Annotated in this window: 17 protein-coding genes; 8 read left to right on the forward strand and 9 right to left on the reverse strand. The window is 53.1% G+C overall.

The window, feature by feature from the left end; translation table 11 throughout:
* Positions 1–20: 20 nt before the first annotated feature.
* Positions 21–1094: a cell division protein ZapE gene (zapE, locus tag AB9F26_RS00435; protein ID WP_369767044.1), complete on the forward strand. Its 1074-nt coding sequence runs from the start codon at positions 21–23 to the stop codon at positions 1092–1094.
* Here zapE and AB9F26_RS00440 read toward each other — a convergent pair.
* The 3 genes from AB9F26_RS00440 to AB9F26_RS00450 form a co-directional block, all read right to left on the reverse strand.
* Positions 1091–2365 carry a folylpolyglutamate synthase/dihydrofolate synthase family protein gene (locus tag AB9F26_RS00440; RefSeq protein ID WP_369767045.1) on the reverse strand — a complete coding sequence of 425 codons (1275 nt, stop codon included), beginning with the start codon at positions 2363–2365 and terminating at the stop codon, positions 1091–1093. The genes zapE and AB9F26_RS00440 overlap by 4 nt on opposite strands.
* On the reverse strand, positions 2362–3288 hold the full coding sequence (gene accD / locus AB9F26_RS00445) for an acetyl-CoA carboxylase, carboxyltransferase subunit beta (RefSeq protein ID WP_335585383.1): 927 nt from the start codon (positions 3286–3288) through the stop codon (positions 2362–2364). The genes AB9F26_RS00440 and accD overlap by 4 nt, the downstream gene beginning before the upstream one ends.
* A gap of 73 nt (positions 3289–3361) precedes the next feature.
* A complete protein-coding gene (locus AB9F26_RS00450; RefSeq protein WP_369767046.1) occupies positions 3362–4255 on the reverse strand; it encodes a lysostaphin resistance A-like protein in 894 nt (297 codons plus the stop codon).
* Between the two features lie 203 nt (positions 4256–4458).
* On the opposite strand from AB9F26_RS00450, the gene AB9F26_RS00455 reads away from it, so the two are divergent.
* From AB9F26_RS00455 to AB9F26_RS00470, 4 genes are all read left to right on the forward strand, one after another.
* Positions 4459–5232 (forward strand): DUF6478 family protein, encoded by a 774-nt coding sequence (locus AB9F26_RS00455; RefSeq protein ID WP_335585385.1) that lies wholly within the window; start codon positions 4459–4461, stop codon positions 5230–5232.
* A gap of 9 nt (positions 5233–5241) precedes the next feature.
* On the forward strand, positions 5242–5625 hold the full coding sequence (locus AB9F26_RS00460) for a hypothetical protein (protein WP_335585386.1): 384 nt from the start codon (positions 5242–5244) through the stop codon (positions 5623–5625).
* Positions 5626–5698: 73 nt separating this feature from the next.
* Positions 5699–7726: an FAD-dependent oxidoreductase gene (locus AB9F26_RS00465; protein WP_369767047.1), complete on the forward strand. Its 2028-nt coding sequence runs from the start codon at positions 5699–5701 to the stop codon at positions 7724–7726.
* Positions 7727–7908: 182 nt separating this feature from the next.
* Positions 7909–8814 (forward strand): LysR family transcriptional regulator, encoded by a 906-nt coding sequence (locus tag AB9F26_RS00470; protein ID WP_039002422.1) that lies wholly within the window; start codon positions 7909–7911, stop codon positions 8812–8814.
* A gap of 75 nt (positions 8815–8889) precedes the next feature.
* On the opposite strand, the gene AB9F26_RS00475 is transcribed toward AB9F26_RS00470, so the two are convergent.
* From AB9F26_RS00475 to AB9F26_RS00490, 4 genes are read right to left on the reverse strand one after another with little or no spacing between them, the layout of a single operon-like run.
* Positions 8890–9834: an OmpA family protein gene (locus AB9F26_RS00475; RefSeq protein WP_369767048.1), complete on the reverse strand. Its 945-nt coding sequence runs from the start codon at positions 9832–9834 to the stop codon at positions 8890–8892.
* Positions 9831–10406 (reverse strand): peroxidase-related enzyme, encoded by a 576-nt coding sequence (locus AB9F26_RS00480; protein WP_369767049.1) that lies wholly within the window; start codon positions 10404–10406, stop codon positions 9831–9833. The genes AB9F26_RS00475 and AB9F26_RS00480 overlap by 4 nt, the downstream gene beginning before the upstream one ends.
* A 5-nt stretch (positions 10407–10411) precedes the next feature.
* Positions 10412–11131 (reverse strand): GNAT family N-acetyltransferase, encoded by a 720-nt coding sequence (locus tag AB9F26_RS00485; protein WP_335585389.1) that lies wholly within the window; start codon positions 11129–11131, stop codon positions 10412–10414.
* Positions 11128–11850 carry a competence/damage-inducible protein A gene (locus tag AB9F26_RS00490; protein ID WP_369767050.1) on the reverse strand — a complete coding sequence of 241 codons (723 nt, stop codon included), beginning with the start codon at positions 11848–11850 and terminating at the stop codon, positions 11128–11130. The genes AB9F26_RS00485 and AB9F26_RS00490 overlap by 4 nt, the downstream gene beginning before the upstream one ends.
* 45 nt (positions 11851–11895) lie before the next feature.
* Between AB9F26_RS00490 and sfsA the strand changes: the two genes are divergently transcribed.
* From sfsA to AB9F26_RS00505, 3 genes are all read left to right on the forward strand, one after another.
* Complete coding sequence (sfsA, locus tag AB9F26_RS00495; protein ID WP_369767051.1) at positions 11896–12603, forward strand: DNA/RNA nuclease SfsA; 708 nt, start codon at positions 11896–11898, stop codon at positions 12601–12603.
* A gap of 67 nt (positions 12604–12670) precedes the next feature.
* Positions 12671–13480, forward strand: a complete 810-nt coding sequence (map, locus tag AB9F26_RS00500; protein ID WP_335585392.1) for a type I methionyl aminopeptidase — start codon at positions 12671–12673, stop codon at positions 13478–13480.
* A gap of 166 nt (positions 13481–13646) precedes the next feature.
* Complete coding sequence (locus AB9F26_RS00505) at positions 13647–14696, forward strand: TRAP transporter substrate-binding protein (RefSeq protein WP_335585393.1); 1050 nt, start codon at positions 13647–13649, stop codon at positions 14694–14696.
* 40 nt (positions 14697–14736) lie between these two features.
* Here the strand turns inward: AB9F26_RS00505 and rsmD are convergent, their stop codons facing one another.
* Together rsmD and AB9F26_RS00515 are read right to left on the reverse strand one after the other, a co-directional pair.
* Positions 14737–15297, reverse strand: coding sequence for a 16S rRNA (guanine(966)-N(2))-methyltransferase RsmD (rsmD, locus tag AB9F26_RS00510; protein WP_369767052.1), 561 nt, complete (start codon positions 15295–15297; stop codon positions 14737–14739).
* Positions 15294–16502 carry an NAD(P)/FAD-dependent oxidoreductase gene (locus AB9F26_RS00515; RefSeq protein WP_369767053.1) on the reverse strand — a complete coding sequence of 403 codons (1209 nt, stop codon included), beginning with the start codon at positions 16500–16502 and terminating at the stop codon, positions 15294–15296. The genes rsmD and AB9F26_RS00515 overlap by 4 nt, the downstream gene beginning before the upstream one ends.
* Positions 16503–16624: the final 122 nt, after the last annotated feature.

The following is a 16624-nucleotide window of genomic DNA, read 5'->3' on the forward strand; positions in this document are numbered from 1 at the left end:
GCGATTTAAATGAGGGTATGATGGCAACTCTCCAAGAAATCTATGCCGCGCATGTGGCTGACGGCACGTATAAAAACGATACAGCACAGGTGCGCGCTTTGCCCGAACTTGAACGTCTGCGGGTTGATCTCGTTGAAAACGAGGAAAAATCACGCGGATTAAAAGGGCTGTTTTCGCGCAAACCGGTTGCGCCCCGTGGCGTCTATCTCTGGGGCGGGGTCGGTCGTGGGAAATCCATGCTGATGGATCTTTTCGTGAGTGCTTTGGGCGATATTCCAGTGCGGCGCGTACACTTTCACGCCTTCATGCAGGAGGTTCAGGGAGCGTTGCACGAGGCCCGTAAGAATGGCGCAGACGACGCGATTGCACCCGTGGCTGATGCGATTGCCCGCGATATCCGTGTCCTTGCCTTTGACGAGATGCAGATAACCGATATTGCCGATGCGATGATCGTTGGACGTTTGTTTGAGAAGTTGCACGATCAAGGCGTGGCGATTGTGACTACGTCCAACCGTATTCCGGATGATCTTTATAAGGATGGGCTGAATCGACAGTTGTTCCTACCTTTTATCGAAAAAATAAACGCGGATATGGAGGTGCACGAACTTTCCAGCGCGACGGATTATCGGCAAGATCGACTGTCGGGAAATCAGGTTTATTTTACCCCCAACAGCGCCGCTGCTCGTGCCGAAATCGAAGCGATTTGGCAGGATTTAACGCAAGGCCAAGGCGCGCCGATGGATATAACCGTCAAGGCACGCACGGTACACATTCCAGAGTTTTGGAACGGCGTTGCGCGCGCGCGTTTTTATGATCTCTGTAGTAAAATGTTGGGCCCCGCCGATTATTTGGCGATTGGGCAAGTGGTGCGACTGTTGATCCTTGAGGATATACCAGCGCTTGGACGTCGAAATTTCAACGAAGCCAAGCGATTTGTGACCCTTATTGATACGTTATACGAGGCGAAAACGCGGCTTATTTGTACCGCCGCAGCGGAGCCTGAATTTCTATATCTTGAGGGGGAAGGTACGTTTGAATTTGAACGCACGGCGAGCCGCCTGCGCGAAATGCAGAGTGCTGATTGGGGAACTTAACCGTTTTCGCGCAGGACGTTCCCAGCCAAATAGAGTGAGCCGCAAATCAAAATGCGACCGCGCTCTGACCTGTTTGCGATTTTCACAATGGCGGACAAAACGTCCGGTGCGATTTCCGCATCCATACCCACGTCTTGCGCCACGCGCGCGGTGACGTCGGCGGGTAATGTGTTGGCCTCATTTGGAATTGAAACGGCAGTGAAGGACGTCACAGACGCAGCAAGTGGGCGTAAATATCCAGCGATATCTTTGGTGTTAAGCATGCCGCAAATGATGTGCGTGTCCTTTGCGGGAAGCGTCCCTAGCAAGGAAGCGATGGCTTCTCCGGCGGCGGGGTTGTGACCTCCGTCAAGCCATACTTCGTTCAGACCCGCCGCTTGGCTCAGTGGCCCCTTGGTGAGGCGTTGCATGCGAGCCGGCCAGACCGTTTTGGTCATTGCAGCCTCGCAAGCTACCTCGTCAAAACCAAGCGCTCTGAGGCTGGCGATTGCAACGCCAGCATTCTGGATTTGATGTTCGCCAAGGAGGGTTGGCCGGGGCAGGTCAAGCAAGCCTGTTTCATCCTGAAAAATCAAGCGGCCGCGCTCTTCAAAAACATGCCAGTGTTGGCCCTGAGCGATCAGCGGAGCGCCAAGTTTGGCTGCGCGAGCTTCAATTACCGCGAGCGCGTCAGCGTCCTGTTTTCCGACAACACAAGGCACACCCCGTTTGAGGATTCCGGCCTTCTCGCCTGCGATTTCTGTAAGCGTTTCCCCGAGGTATTGTGTGTGATCGATCGATACAGGTGTGATCACCGTCAGGGCGGGGTTTTCCACGACGTTGGTCGCATCAAGGCGTCCGCCAAGGCCGACTTCAAGCAACGTGAAATCCGCAGGTGTGCGCGTAAAGGCGAGCAGGGCTGCGACGGTTGTGATTTCAAAATACGTGATGCTCTCGGGGCCGTTTGCAACATAGCATTCGTCCAGAATAGCCGCCAGCGCGTCTTCGGTTATGAGGTCCCCTGCAAGACGAATGCGTTCGTGAAAGCGGGCAAGGTGCGGCGAGGTGTAGGCATGAACCTGTTTGCCAGCCCCCTCGAGTCCCGCACGGATCATCGCTTGCGTGCTGCCCTTGCCATTGGTTCCCGCGATATGGATGACAGGCGGAAGATGCTGTTCCGGATGATCCAGAATCGCCAAAAGCCGTTCCATACGATCGAGCGTAAGGTCGATAATCTTGGGATGCAGCGACATCATCCGTTCAAGGATAACGTCCGAGGCGGCAGTGCTCACTTTTTCACGGTCTCGGAAATTTCAATTTTGGGGATCTGTGCGTCGGGCTTGGGAAGTTCGCCAGAGACAACTGGCGGCAGACCCATGAGCATCCGCACAATGGCCGTGAGTTCGGCCTTTAGATCCTTGCGTGCCGTGACGCGGTCAAGCATCCCGTGATCGAGCAAATACTCCGACCGCTGAAAACCTTCCGGAAGTTTTTCGCGCAATGTTTGTTCAATGACGCGTGTGCCCGCAAAGCCGATCAACGCATTTGGTTCACCGATCTGAACGTCGCCAAGCATCGCATAACTCGCCGTAACCCCACCGGTTGTGGGGTGGGTGAGGACAACAATAAACGGCAAGCCTTCTTCTTTGAGCATTTGGACGGCAATGGTCGTGCGCGGCATTTGCATGAGCGAAAGAATGCCCTCTTGCATGCGCGCGCCACCAGCGGCGGAGAACAGAATCAACGGACGTTTGAGTTTTACGGCACGTTCCGCGGCGGCAATGATCGCATTGCCGACATACATTCCCATCGAGCCGCCCATAAAGGCAAAGTCTTGCCCCGCGGCGACGATCGGTGTGCGGTTCATTTCGCCCTCAGCAACAAGCATTGCGTCGCGTTCGCCCGTTTTCTTTTGCGCGGCTTTTAAGCGTTCGGGGTATTTCTTCTGGTCGCGGAACGACAGTGGATCGACCGTCACTTCGGGTACAGGAACTTCGGTGAAAATACCGCCATCAAAGAGGTCTGCGAATCGGGCGCGCGGACTGATGTGCATATGGTGGTCGCACGACGAACAAACGTTCAAATTTTCCGACAACTCGCGGTGAAACAACATTGTTCCGCATTCGGGGCATTTCTGCCAAAGATTCTCGGGCACTTCGCGGCGCGAGAAAAGTGAGTTGATCGTGGGGCGAACGTAGTTTGAAATCCAGTTCATCCGAGCTTGTCCTGCTGTTTGGGTCGCGAATTTGCGTTACCCCTCAAATAAGGAATGACGCGACGAATTGCAATCAACGACGTACCGCAAGACGGATTGCAAGCCAAGAAACTCCCAGCATTGCGTATTCCAGCAGTATTTCGACGCTTGTTGGGCCAAAATCGGCCGGCCCTTCCGTGAATACGAATAGCGAAAGGCCGCTCATATTTCCGGGATATGAAACGACTAGCATGGCAAACGCGTTGTTCACAAAATGCAACCCAATCGCCGCCCCAAGGTTTCCCGTTCGCGCGACAAGGTCCGTGGCTGCGAGCGAGAATAAGCCCGCCCAAATAACGATAGACCATGCGTGTACACCGTTTGCTGGGTCGAAATGTCCAAGGGCAAAAACAAGGGTTGGCGCTCCCATCCAGACAAGGGGCGAAGAAAATCGAGCGGCGAGTTGCTGCAAAAGATACCCCCGAAAGAAGATTTCTTCGGCGCTGGTTTGGACGAGCAAGCCAAGGAGCGACAGCGGAAACAGGAGGGCCCATGTCTTTGGTGCTAGGTTTTCGACGATCTCGACGCTCCCGCTCCCGCCGTAGGGTGGGAGCAAAATGAGGGTAACATTTAACACCAGCATGGCCTTAACGGCGCGCCAAAACTGTCGAGCCATATGTGTTGGATCGCCGAGAAGTGAGAGCGCCGAGCGCTTGTGGAGGATTATGACGGTTGCCGCCGAACCAAGTGTGAGCAAACCAAACGAATACAAAATCACGAGGGTGGCCGCTGGCGCAACGTCACTTTGTTCTAGTAAGGTCGTCCCCACATCGCTCCCTGTTGCGGTGACCTCCCTCAAAAGGGGGGCAAAGGTTGAAAGGCCCATGCTGTAAATCGCGAAGGTCAATGCGATCCCCGCGACCGTCCGCCAAATCTGGCAAGTGTCACGGGCCGGTGCGATGAAGCTTTGAAGGGGGAGGTATGACATTAGGCCTCGGAGAGGGTGTGAGAGTGTGGTTGCGTGGGGATGTCGTTTTAAGTCAAAATAGGCGTAAAGATGGTTGAAATTGAGGGTTCAGCGCGTGAATATAGGTGTGAAACAAACTGTTTGCTTTCCGGAAACTATTTGACGTCATATAAGACGTTGAAGAAAAACACCAAAGCAGCAATTGATGGGCGACAAGAGTAGGCATGGCGAAACATATTTTACCGCTTTTGGATCGCGCGTTCCATTTTCGAATTTTACGCCGATGGACACGTTGGGCGCAAGAGGCGGAGGTTGTCGATTTAAAAACTTTGCGGGCTTTGCGTCGTCGTGGTCGGCAAATTAATTCCCGTGTTAATGAACTGCTCTATGTGGCCGAAAGTCGTTTGGCGCTCCCCAGAATTGGATCGACAGCTATTCAAAAACCTATGCATTCAGATTGGGCTTGGCGACCAGAACTTTGGCGCGGCCCGTTGGTGCCCCCGGGGCGCTCCGCAGTTAAGACGCGGGAAACGTTTGGGCGCGAGGTTTCTGTCTTTCACGACTGTGAAATTAGCGAGTTAACCATCCGACAACTGCGCAACCAGCACGAAGCGGATTTAGCACCGTTTGGCCTTCGCATGGACGTATTTCGTTTTGACGGTAGCTTTCTGTCCCTCGTGATCGAATTGCCCGAAAGTGCTGCGCAGGGGTTCAAGTTGAAGCATTTGTTGCGCCTTGATGCGATCATTGAAATGGAAAAGCCGCTCGAAATTTTTGCGCGACTCAATATAAAACACGGCCCCAATACAGAACAAGTTGTGCGGGAGCTTCCTTTGATTTCAGACAACGTGATGGTCGAGTTTGATCTCTCGTATACGAAAATGAATGAGAAACGCGTTGAACGTGTGTGGATCGATTTGATTTTTGAAGGCCCCGAAATGAACCAGATCATTTTGCGTGATTTGACCCTCAGCCGCCGACCGCGTGCTGAACTTTAGGAGCAAAATATGAACGCACTATCTTTGGTAAAAATTAGAATAAAAGAAGGGTATTGGGAAGGTATCCTGACGAGCGATAAAGGCGATTCCACCCCCCCACAGGTTTTGGTGACCCATCTTGAAGCCCCTCTTGAGGGGGTTGAAGTGATCGCGCAGCATGATACCAGCAACGAATGGCTTCTGCGGATTGCGATTCCGATCGAATTGCTTTCGGACGGGGTTCACACGTTTTTGATATTCGACAAGGACGAGCAAGCCCTCCTTGATAGCTTCTCGATTGTTGCTGGCGAGCCTTTGTCGCAAGATATTCGCGCCGAGATGAATTTGTTGCGTGAAGAACTCGATATGCTCAAACGTGCTTTTCGGCGCCATTGTGTGGAAACGGCACCCTAACTTAGTTTGACGCGGCGTTTTACGTGACATCCTTTTGCATGGCCGTCAGTTTGACCGCGCAGGAGGATCAATTATGACCAGCTATCCCACATTATTAGCGCCCCTTGATTTGGGCTTCACGACTTTGAAAAACCGCGTGCTCATGGGGTCCATGCACACGGGGCTTGAAGAGACCAAAGATTGGAAGCGAGTCGCACGGTTTTACGGCGACCGCGCTGCAGGTGGGGTTGGTTTGATCGTTACGGGTGGCATGGCACCCAATAGTGAAGGGGGTGTTTTCCCCGGAGCTGCTGGCCTTTTTACCGCAGAAGACATCGAAAACCATCGCGTCGTAACGGAACGTGTACACACCGAAGGCGGCAAGATCGTCATGCAAATTCTGCACGCGGGCCGCTACGCATATTCCCCAGACTGCGTTGCGCCAAGTGCCATTAGATCCCCAATTTCGCCTTTCCCACCGAAAGAATTGGACGCTGACGGAATCGAAAAACAGATTGCCGATATCGAAATGGCCGCGCGACGCGCAAAAGAAGCGGGTTATGACGGCGTTGAAATTATGGGGTCGGAGGGATATTTCCTTAACGAATTCCTCGTAACGCATACCAACAAGCGGGAGGATGAATGGGGCGGTTCCTATGAAAACCGCATGCGCCTTCCTGTTGAAGTTGTACGGCGGGTTCGCGCGGCAGTTGGAACAGATTTTATCGTCATTTTCCGCCTGTCGATGATTGACCTTGTGCCCAATGGGTCCACATTCGACGAAGTTGTACAGTTGGCCCAAGCGGTTGAGGCCGCAGGCGCGACCCTCATCAATACGGGCATTGGGTGGCACGAAGCGCGCATCCCGACGATCGCAACATCGGTCCCTCGGGCCGCCTTTAGTTGGATTACTAAGAAGCTTATGGGCCATGTTTCCATTCCCGTGATCACCAGCAATCGCATTAACAGCCCGGAGATTGCAGAGGGGATTTTGGCTGATGGTGGAGCCGATATGGTCTCTATGGCGCGCCCCTTCCTTGCGGACGCCGATTTTGTGAACAAGGCCGCCGAGGGCAGATCTGCGGAAATTGCGCCGTGCATTGCATGTAATCAGGCCTGTTTGGATCATACGTTTTCGGGAAAACTCACAAGCTGTTTGGTGAATCCACGTGCGTGCCACGAAGCGGAAATCGAAATTGTGCCAACCAACATGCCCCGCAGTGTGGCAGTTGTGGGGGCGGGCCCAGCAGGGCTATCGACCGCGATTACCGCGGCTCTTCGGGGTCACAAGGTAACTCTCTTTGACAAGGCCGAGGAAATCGGTGGCCAACTCAATATCGCGAAGAAAGTGCCAGGCAAAGAAGAGTTTTTTGGATTGGTCGATTGGTATCGCACAATGGTTGAGAAAACCGGAGTGGAGCTTCGTCTGGGTCAGGCGGTAACGGCGCCCGAGCTTATGCCGTTTGACGAAGTCGTGGTTGCGACGGGGGTTCTTCCACGCGATCCGGAAATCGCAGGCCAAAACGCTCCAAACGTTCTCTCTTATATCGACGTCATCAAAAACGGCGCTCCTGTGGGAAAGAAAGTCGTCATTATTGGCGCAGGGGGAATTGGTTTTGATGTCGCTGAATTCGTTGCGCATGACGGCGTGAGCCCTGCTGAGGACCTTGAAGTGTGGAAGCGCGAGTGGGGCGTTGGCGACCCTGAAGAAACCCGTGGTGGGCTTGCTGTTGAAGGAGCGCACCCACATCCGGCTGCGCGTGAGGTCATTATGGTGCAACGTAAAGCCGAGAAATTGGGGAAACGTTTGGGCAAGACCACGGGATGGATCCACCGTGCGACCCTGCAAATGAAAAACGTCAAGATGATCGGCGGTGTGAATTACGAGGCCATTACCGCTGAAGGCTTGCAAGTAAGCTATGGCGAAGGGCGCGAACGGCCAGAGATACTCGAATGCGATACAATTGTTCTGTGCGCAGGGCAGGTGCCAGAACGCAGTCTTGCGGAGAGATTGTCGGCCTTGGGAAAAACGGCGCATGTGATCGGTGGTGCGGACGTTGCCGCAGAATTGGACGCCAAGCGGGCGATCAATCAAGGCACGCGGCTTGCCTGTACTTTCTAGGATTTAAGGCATTAAAAACAAATGGTTGTCGGGATGAATGGTGCGAGATTCGCCGTTTGTCCCGTTTCCACTTTACGGACGATCACCCTAAATACCGCGGTATTGTCAGGCCATCAGCACATTTCCGCCTAAATTGGCCCCTAAAAACAACCTTAACGAACAAGTGGACGTAAGGGTGAAAAATGGACCGACTCACAGAAATGGAAGCCTTTGCCACAGTTGTGGATCAGGGTGGATTTACCGACGCTGCTAAGAAAATGGGGATTTCCAAATCCGCAGTTTCCAAGCACGTCTCCTCCCTTGAGGCCCGTCTAGGCGCGCGACTTTTGAATCGAACGACCCGCCGCGTTAGTCCAACTGAAATTGGACTCGCCTATTATGACCGAGCGCGCCGTGTTTTAAATGATGCGGGGGAAGCAGACGCCCTTGTCACATCCATGCAATCAGCGCCTTCGGGTCTTTTACGTATTTCCGTTGCTACAGATTTTGGTGTGAACCACCTGTCGCCTGTCCTCGGGGATTTCCTTTCAGAGTTTCCTGATATCACCGTGAATATGGTGCTCAATAATCGATTTGTTGAGTTAATTAGTGAGGGTTTTGACATGGCGATCCGCATTGGGGAGCTTGAAGACAGCACCTTGCGAGCGCGAAAACTCACTGAAACGACAAAGCGTATGGTTGCGGCTCCGTCCTATTTTAAAGAGTTTGGGCGGCCCGAAAAAATTGACGATTTAAGCGATCACAAACTGCTTCATTATTCCAGCCAATCAAGTGGTGCCGTTTGGAAATTGACGGCTCCGTCTGGGGAAAAGCGACAGGTTCGCACGTCGGGCTGGCTTTCGGTGAATGACGGACAATCGCTCCTAAATGCGGCGGTTTCCGGCCTCGGAATCGCGTATTTGCCAAGCTACCTATATGCCGACGCATTGCGCAAAGGCGATGTCATTGAAGCAATGCCAGACCTTCCCGTGGAAAAGCAGGGCATATATGCCGTCTACCCGCCGGGTCGATTCACGCAACCAAAAGTGCGCGCTTTTATCGATTTCTTGGTGAACTCATTCGCCGAAAAAGGACCAGACATTTGGTAAGCTCCATTTAACGTTTGTCTGAAGAGGTCGCCTGTGAAAACGGGTGGCCTTTTTCATTGGGCGTAGGATGTTCGCCTATTGAGTGGACGTAAGGATGACTTCAACACGACGATTGAAAGTGCGGCCTTCTTCGGTCAGGTTGCTCGCGCGGGGGGCTAAAAAACCCATTCCTTCTGCCGTGACTTGGGTCTTCGAAACGCCGTGTTTTCCGGTCAGAAGTGCAACTACGGACGCCGCGCGTTTTTTGGACAAGGCTACATTTCCACTCAAGGAACCTTCGGAATCTGTATGCCCAACAAGGGTGGTTTTGCGTTCTGGGTTGTTATTCAAATAGTCTGCGAGGGCGGCCACGGTGGCAAAATCTTCCCCCGATAAAGCCGAAGACCCCGTCGCAAATTCCAAATCGTCTAAAACTAATGTCCCCTTGTTTTCAAGAGTGTACGAGAGACTTCCAGGATCTAGAGCGCCCGAAATTTGGACCCCCTTGGTGGAGGTTGTAAGCGGGATGGGTTGTGTGTCGACCCTCCCTAAATTTGTAACTTGAATATAACCAGTGGTTGACGATTTGCTCACTACGAGGCTGGTGTATTCGGGTTTATCTTCGCCCATCCGCTGGGCTGACAAAAACCGAAAGTCACCAAGATCAATATGCATGTTCGGCTCAGGTAGTATTTCTGTTTCAAAACGGAAATCAAACCCACCACAGGATGCGGCGTCGCACTCAAATATCACATCATAACCAGCTTCGATTAATTGCTCGCGAAGGGGGGCGAGAAGTTGAAGGGTAGTTTTGTCGGAAGCACTCACGCGCCAAGCTTGTTGGGTGAAGGAGCCTTCTGCCCATATACTTTCGAAACGGCCCTTTTTCCAACCGCTAATCGGCAAAGCATAGCTCGCAAATTCCTCCACAGTTTCGGTTGCAAGCGACGCACCGAACGGCAGGTGTAAATCCATAGCTTGCGCGGGCGGAAACGCGCAGACAATTGCTCCAGCTAGTAGATATTTACGCTTAGTATTCATCTATTTTGGCCGTGATATTCCGAGTTAGGTTGCATTTGCGTCGCCGAGGCCACGCGATTTGTCATGTTAAAGAACGCCGCAACGTTGGCGATGTCCCATATGTCGCGATCAACATACCCCACGTCTCTTAGGGTTTGACGGTCCGCTTCTTCAATTGTTGCGCTTGATTTTGTCATTTTTAGGGAAAAATCAAGCATTGCGCGTTGATTTGGCGCAAGCTGTGCCATCCGATAATTCATCACCAGCATCTCGCCCAAAATGGGATCACCTGAAAGCGCCCGGACCGCTTGGCCGTGGGCAACGAGGCAATAAAAGCATCGGTTCTCGGCGGAAACAACAACCGCAATCATTTCGCGTTCCAGCTTAGAAAGGCCACTTGGGGCGAGCATCAACTCGTTATACAGTCCGGCGAATGCATCGAGTTTCGCAATATCAAACGCATGGGCACGCAAAACATTTGGGATCAATCCAAGCTTTTCAGCACAAAGGTCAAAATATTTTTGAGTGTCTTCCGGAAGAGGATCAACCACAGGAAGGTTAAGGGCTGTTGGGCTGGTTTCCGTGTTTTTCAAATTGACTACGCTCGTTTTGGGGCCAGAATTCTGTAGTGGTAGTGTCCCACAGGCTTCATGCCAAGGGAAGTATAGAGTGCGTTGCCAGCTTTGTTTGCCTGGGTAACAATAATGCTCAGTCGTTCTGCCCCATGATCTTGGGCCCAATTGGCCGCAGCACGCATTATGTTGAGAGCGACACCTTGCCGACGCAGGGATTGTTTTACCTCAAGCGAGTGTAACATCGCGGTTTTTTCGTGGATTCCGACAAAAGCAACGCCGGCCGCGTGGTTGTTTGCGCGCCCAAGGAGAGTCGTTTTGGGGGTAGTGACGCGCTCCATTACAGCGATGCGTTCGGGGCCAATTCCCGCGTCCGCCCAAATTTCGGTCATGATCGCGAGGGGCGGGAACATTGAGAAGCAAGTGAGGCGTGGCAAGGATTCCTTAAGGCTTTCAACATCCGACATATAAATGGTGACGGGGTCAATCACCGTGTATCCAAGGGCTCCGAGAGCAATATCTAGGTCATTCTCACCGTCACGGATCATAAAAAGTGGCAATTGTTGGATTGCAATCATCTCGGCTTGGGCGACTGAAATTTCCGCGTGCTCTAGGGGGGCATCGAGCGTTGCCGCGCTTACTCTCTTGCCTCCTCCCGCACCATTTCGCACAACAAACCCGCCAAGGGTTTGGCTGGACGCGGACCGCCAAGTGGCCTCGGCTACGGCATAGTAATCGACGGTCATTGTGGGAACAGTGCGGTCAGGGATGCAAATGCGGTGTCCAAGCGGCTTGGGTCTTGGCCGCGAATAACAACGTTTGAACCGTAAATACCATCGTTTTGGAACGGGTAGGACCCAAAGGAGAGATCGCTGAATTCCTTGGCTAGTTCCCCAAGCGGGGCGGCGATATCCCCTTCACCGCGTTGGATCCGAAGGGTGCGGCTTAACATCGGTTCGCCGCCAGAAAGCAGTGGCAAAACGCTTTGTACCATGGCTTGAAAAACGCTGGGAACACCCGCCATGACATGGCAATTTTCGACGGTAAATCCGGGGGCGATGGAAACCGGATTGTCAATCAGCGTGGCGGTCGCGGGGATGCGGGTCATACGCAACCGCGCTTCGTTTAGTTCGCGGCCCGTTTTTTCGTAGTGATCAGCGAGAAGCTTGCGGGCATCGGCTCGCACGTCGATGGTTTGGCTGAAGGCTTCGGCAATGCAGTCGGCGGTGATATCGTCGTGGGTCGGACCGATGCCTCCAGAGGTAAACAAATGCGTGTATTGCGCGGCAAGGGCGCGGACCGCGGCAACAATCGCGGGGGCATCATCGCTCACAACGCGTACTTCTTTGAGGTCGATGCCGTAATCCGTCAAAGCTCCCGCCAAGTGGTACATATTGGCATCTCGTGTGCGGCCAGACAGGATTTCATCGCCAATGACGAGCATTGCAGCGGTTGGGTTGGGCATCTCGCACTCCTTGATCGTTGGTGGCGCAAGGTATAGGCCAGCAATATGCGCTTTGATACCCCACTTATACCCGCCGTTTTGATCCGTCGCTACAAACGATTTCTAGCGGATGTGCGCCTCGCCGATGGGCGCGAGGTGGTCGCGCATTGTCCGAATCCGGGTTCGATGATGGGCTTGGCGGAGGTGGGGATGCGGATTTGGTTGGAGCCGAACGACGACCCTAAAAAGAAGTTAAAATATGGGTGGCGATTAGTCGAGCATAGTGACGGAAACTTCACTGGAATTGACACGGGTCGGGCAAATCGGATCGTCGCGGAAGCGTTGCTGGCCAAGAAAATTGCGCCGCTATTGGGGTATGGAAATATCCGCTCGGAAGTAAAATATGGCACGGGATCGCGGGTCGATTTTCTGCTCACAGGCGAAGCGCCAGATTGTTATCTTGAAGTCAAGTCCGCGACTCTAATGCGCGAGGCACCTATTGTGGAATTTCCCGATAGCGTGACGGCGCGTGGCGCAAGACACCTTGCCGAGCTGGCGCAAATGGTGGCCGAAGGGCATCGGGCTGTGCTGCTGTTCTTGGTGCAGCGAACGGGCGCGACCCACATTGATGTAGCGCGGGACTTGGATCGCAAATACGGGGAAGCCTATGATCTTGCTCGTAGCGCGGGCGTCGAGTTTCTGGCGTATGGTTGCGAAATATCACCTGAAAGAATTGAATTGTCGGGACAGATCCCGTTCGATCCAAGAAAATAGGCCAAAGCTCTAGCCCTTTTGCTTAGTCTCGCCTATTTAGAGATCACACTAGTTTTGGAGATAAGTTTTGAACGAAGCGCGCGGTCGTCTGACAAAAGACGGAATTCGAATTTACGAAACGGCTGATTTTGCAGGAATGCATGCGGCAGGGAAACTTGCGGCCGAAATTTTGGATGCAGTTGCCGAACATGTTGTGCCGGGAGTGACGACGGGTGCGCTTGATGACCTCATTACAGAACACGTAAATCAAGCGGGCGCGAAGTCGGCGACCATTGGCTACAAAGGCTATAAGCATGCCAGTTGTATCTCGGTTAACCACGTAGTTTGTCACGGAATTCCGGGTCCAAAAGTGGTTCAGGATGGCGATATTTTAAACATCGATGTCACAGTCATTGTTGATGGCTGGTTTGGAGATACGAGCCGGATGTATGTTGCGGGCAAACGCTCCAAAAAAACTGAACGCCTGATTCAAGTGACGCATGACGCGCTGATGGTGGGAATCGAAGCTGTCAAGCCGGGGAATACCTTTGGTGATATCGGCCACGCGATTCAAAAGTATGTTGAGAGCAACAGAATGTCCGTTGTCCGCGATTTTTGCGGCCACGGATTGGGGCGTGTTTTTCATGCGCCACCCAATGTTTTGCATTATGGCAAGCCAGGTACAGCAGCCGTGCTCGAGGCCGGAATGTTCTTTACGATTGAGCCGATGGTGAATTTGGGGCGTCCAGAAACCAAAGTTCTCGCGGATGATTGGACGGCGGTTACGCGCGATAAATCATTGTCCGCGCAGTTTGAGCATTCTATTGGCGTAACCGAAACAGGGGCCGAAATATTCACTCTTTCGCCCCGGAACCTTTACCATCCAACTTGGGTGTAGCGGGATCTGAGCGTCCTACCGCATCGTTTTTGACGGGGCACAAATTTTTGACCAATCGGTCTAGTTGCGAATGATTTGCAATTGGCCGAAAGGGGAGGTAACAAGTCTCACCACGCTTCAAAAGGAGGGTGGTTCACTTACCTCTAGACGAAAAGGAGGCTGCGCGATGAAAATCACTCTCAAATCCGCCGCCCTCACTGCCCTTGTTGCAACTGCTGCTCAAAGCGCGTTTGCCCAAGAGGTTACCCTTCGCTTTCAGCATTTCGTTTCCCCGAAATCTGCGAACCCAACTTACTTTATGCAGCCTTGGGCCGATAAAGTCGAACGCGATTCGGACGGTCGCATTAAAGTGGAAATCTACCCCCTGATGCAACTTGGAGGCAAAGCGCCTTCGCAATACGACCTCATTCGTGACGGGGTTGTGGATGGTGGTTGGGTCATTCCGGGATATCAACCCGGGCGTTTCCCCGAAGCTGAAGCCATGGAAATGCCGTTCATGGTCACCAAAAAGGGTGAAGAAGCCAGTAAGGCCGCTTGGATTTTTACTCAAAAGCACCTGATGGATGATTTCGCAGATGTGAAGGTAATAGCTGCGCATATGCATGGCCCCGGAGTGGTGCATAAAAAGGGTCCAGGAATTGCGGAAATCGCCGATTTCGACGGTGTAAAATTACGCGGACCTTCGCGTCCTGCAACGCTTCTTTTAAGTAAATTAGGGGCGAATCCGATCGGCATGGCCGTTCCAGCCTTCCCAGAAGCGCTCTCAAAAGGTGTGGTTGATGGCGGGGTTATCACGTGGGAAATGGCGCCCTCGTTGAAGCTCGACGAATTGACAGATAGCCACACCGATGTGGCGGGCGACAAATCCCTGTACAGCCTCTTTTTCATCTGGGCGATGAATAAGGACGTATATGAAGGGTTGCCCGACGACCTAAAAGCCGTGATCGACGCGAACTCTGGCTTTGAAACTTCCGCTTTGGCAGGGCGTGCGCACGACACGGGTGACATCGAAGGCAAGCAGGTCATGATTGATGCGGGCAACGAAATCGCCGAGATCAACCAAGAGCAGACCGAATTGATGAAGGCGCTGGGTGAAGAGGTGGTCGCTGAGTGGATTGAAGAAGTTTCGCAAAAAGGTCTCGACGGAGAGGCGCTTATCTCTGATGCGCGCGCTGCGGTTCAGTTAACTGAAGGCACCGCTGCGCCTTTGGAGTAACGAATGAAGTGAGGGTCGCCCATGGATTTGGGCGGCCTTTTCAAGCAATAGGCTCCAGAAACGTGACATGCGTATTACCATAGCGGCGGGTGTCGCGACGAGAAAAACCACGGGGCGCGGCTGCTGGCTGATCCTCTTCCCAAACGATCAGCGCCTTTGGGTCGATCCATCCCATTTTAAGTGCGTTTTCAAGCGCAGGAGCCCCTAAGTCTTGACCATAGGGGGGATCGAGAAATATCAAATGACAGGGCTTTTGCGCCGCAGGAAGCCCGTTGGCGGCACAGGTCAAAACGCTCGAGTCAGCTTCGCGATGTAGGATTTTGATGTTCTCGCGGACCAGCTTTTTTGCAATTCGGCCATTGTCAACAAACGTAACATGTTCGGCACCCCGACTGAGGGCTTCTAGGCCTAACGCACCAGTCCCTGCGAAAAGATCCAAAACGCGTGCACCCTCGATCGGGCGGCCAAACGCCCCCCCGTTGAGAACATTAAACAGGCTCTCGCGTACACGGTCGGACGTGGGGCGAAGATGTGCCGCGTCGTCGCCAGAGCCGACGTCCGTCAGCTTTGTTCCACGGTGTATGCCTGCGATTATTCTCATGATAGCAAAGCCTTAAGGTTGGTCGAGAGATCAGAAATTGCCGCAGGGTTTGGTGTCCTCCCAGCCTCAATTAGGCGTTTTCCGATCATATAGGCACGGGGGTCATTCATCGCATCAACGGCCAAAAGCGTGCCGTTTTGATAGTACCAATGGCTCTGGGAATTTTCCGTTTCACCTTGGCGCACAATCACTCGATCATACCCTGTGTTTAGCCCAGCGATCTGGAGTTTAACATTGTACTGATCGCTCCAAAACCAGATTTTCGGCACATACTCAACTTGAGCGCCCATCATGTTTCGCGCGACGACTTCGGCCATATCAATAGCGTTGGGTACGCTTTCTAGTCGGATGCGCCCACCCTTGTAGGGCAGAGAGGCGCAGTCCCCCGCAGCCCAAATATTCGGGTCGCTAGTTTGACCCGTCGAATCCGTCTTGATTCCGTTTTCAATCGCCAAACCTGCCGATTCAGCAAGAAGATTGCCCGGAGTTACGCCTATGCCAACGATAACAAAATCAAAGGCTTCTTGGGTGCCGTTCGAAAATTCGGCCCCAGTAACTTCGGTGGTTCCCAACAATCGCTCCAATCCCAAGCCTTCGCGAATTTTCACGCCGTGGGACGCATGAAGAGCACGGAAATAGTTGGAGGTTTCAGGGGCGGCTACGCGCCGAAGAATGCGATCTGCCGACTCGATCAAAGTGGTGTCGACACCCCTTTTGGCCGCGACTGCTGCTGCCTCAAGGCCGATATACCCCCCTCCGACGATCAATAAGCGCGCGTCCTTGCGAAAATGGGGTGCCATTGCGTCGACATCGGCAAGGCTGCGAACGCGAAAAACCTTCCTAAGTTGGCCACCGATTGCAGCGGGCAAAACGCGTGGAGAAGAACCCGTTGTGATGGCCAGCTTGTCATAGGACAGCGTTTCTCCTGCAACCGTGACTGTTTTGGATATGGCGTAAATTGCGTCAACAGGTGCGCCTAAACGCAAGGTTACCTTCAGGTCGTGATAAAAGCTTTCGGGGCGTAAATGGAGGCGCTCCCTTGCCATTTCGCCGAGTAAATAGGCCTTTGATAGAGGGGGACGCTGGTAGGGTATTTCGGCTTCGCTTCCGATCAGGGTGATGTCGCCCTGAAAGCCATCGTTGCGCAGCTTGGCAACAAGGGATGCGCCTGCTTGGCCAGCACCAACAACGATAAAATGCGACATGGGACGCGCCTCTCAGAGTATAATTTTCGTCAAGATAGAGTGCGATGAGAGGAGTTGCAAACATCACCGCCCGCAAACCCTCGTCTACATCATATTTAAACGAGAAAACGCCCGCTAAGGTC

Origin of the sequence: Falsihalocynthiibacter sp. BN13B15, from assembly GCF_041205415.1 — a bacterium.
Lineage (GTDB): Bacteria > Pseudomonadota > Alphaproteobacteria > Rhodobacterales > Rhodobacteraceae > Falsihalocynthiibacter > Falsihalocynthiibacter arcticus.

Coding starts and splice junctions, on each gene's coding strand:
- zapE (WP_369767044.1), top strand. CDS start 21: ATGGCAACTCTCCAAGAAATCTATGCCGCGCATGTGGCTGACGGCACG.
- accD (WP_335585383.1), bottom strand. CDS start 3,288: ATGAACTGGATTTCAAACTACGTTCGCCCCACGATCAACTCACTTTTC.
- AB9F26_RS00450 (WP_369767046.1), bottom strand. CDS start 4,255: ATGTCATACCTCCCCCTTCAAAGCTTCATCGCACCGGCCCGTGACACT.
- AB9F26_RS00455 (WP_335585385.1), top strand. CDS start 4,459: ATGGCGAAACATATTTTACCGCTTTTGGATCGCGCGTTCCATTTTCGA.
- AB9F26_RS00460 (WP_335585386.1), top strand. CDS start 5,242: ATGAACGCACTATCTTTGGTAAAAATTAGAATAAAAGAAGGGTATTGG.
- AB9F26_RS00465 (WP_369767047.1), top strand. CDS start 5,699: ATGACCAGCTATCCCACATTATTAGCGCCCCTTGATTTGGGCTTCACG.
- AB9F26_RS00470 (WP_039002422.1), top strand. CDS start 7,909: ATGGACCGACTCACAGAAATGGAAGCCTTTGCCACAGTTGTGGATCAG.
- AB9F26_RS00475 (WP_369767048.1), bottom strand. CDS start 9,834: ATGAATACTAAGCGTAAATATCTACTAGCTGGAGCAATTGTCTGCGCG.
- AB9F26_RS00485 (WP_335585389.1), bottom strand. CDS start 11,131: ATGACCGTCGATTACTATGCCGTAGCCGAGGCCACTTGGCGGTCCGCG.
- AB9F26_RS00490 (WP_369767050.1), bottom strand. CDS start 11,850: ATGCCCAACCCAACCGCTGCAATGCTCGTCATTGGCGATGAAATCCTG.
- sfsA (WP_369767051.1), top strand. CDS start 11,896: ATGCGCTTTGATACCCCACTTATACCCGCCGTTTTGATCCGTCGCTAC.
- AB9F26_RS00505 (WP_335585393.1), top strand. CDS start 13,647: ATGAAAATCACTCTCAAATCCGCCGCCCTCACTGCCCTTGTTGCAACT.
- rsmD (WP_369767052.1), bottom strand. CDS start 15,297: ATGAGAATAATCGCAGGCATACACCGTGGAACAAAGCTGACGGACGTC.
- AB9F26_RS00515 (WP_369767053.1), bottom strand. CDS start 16,502: ATGTCGCATTTTATCGTTGTTGGTGCTGGCCAAGCAGGCGCATCCCTT.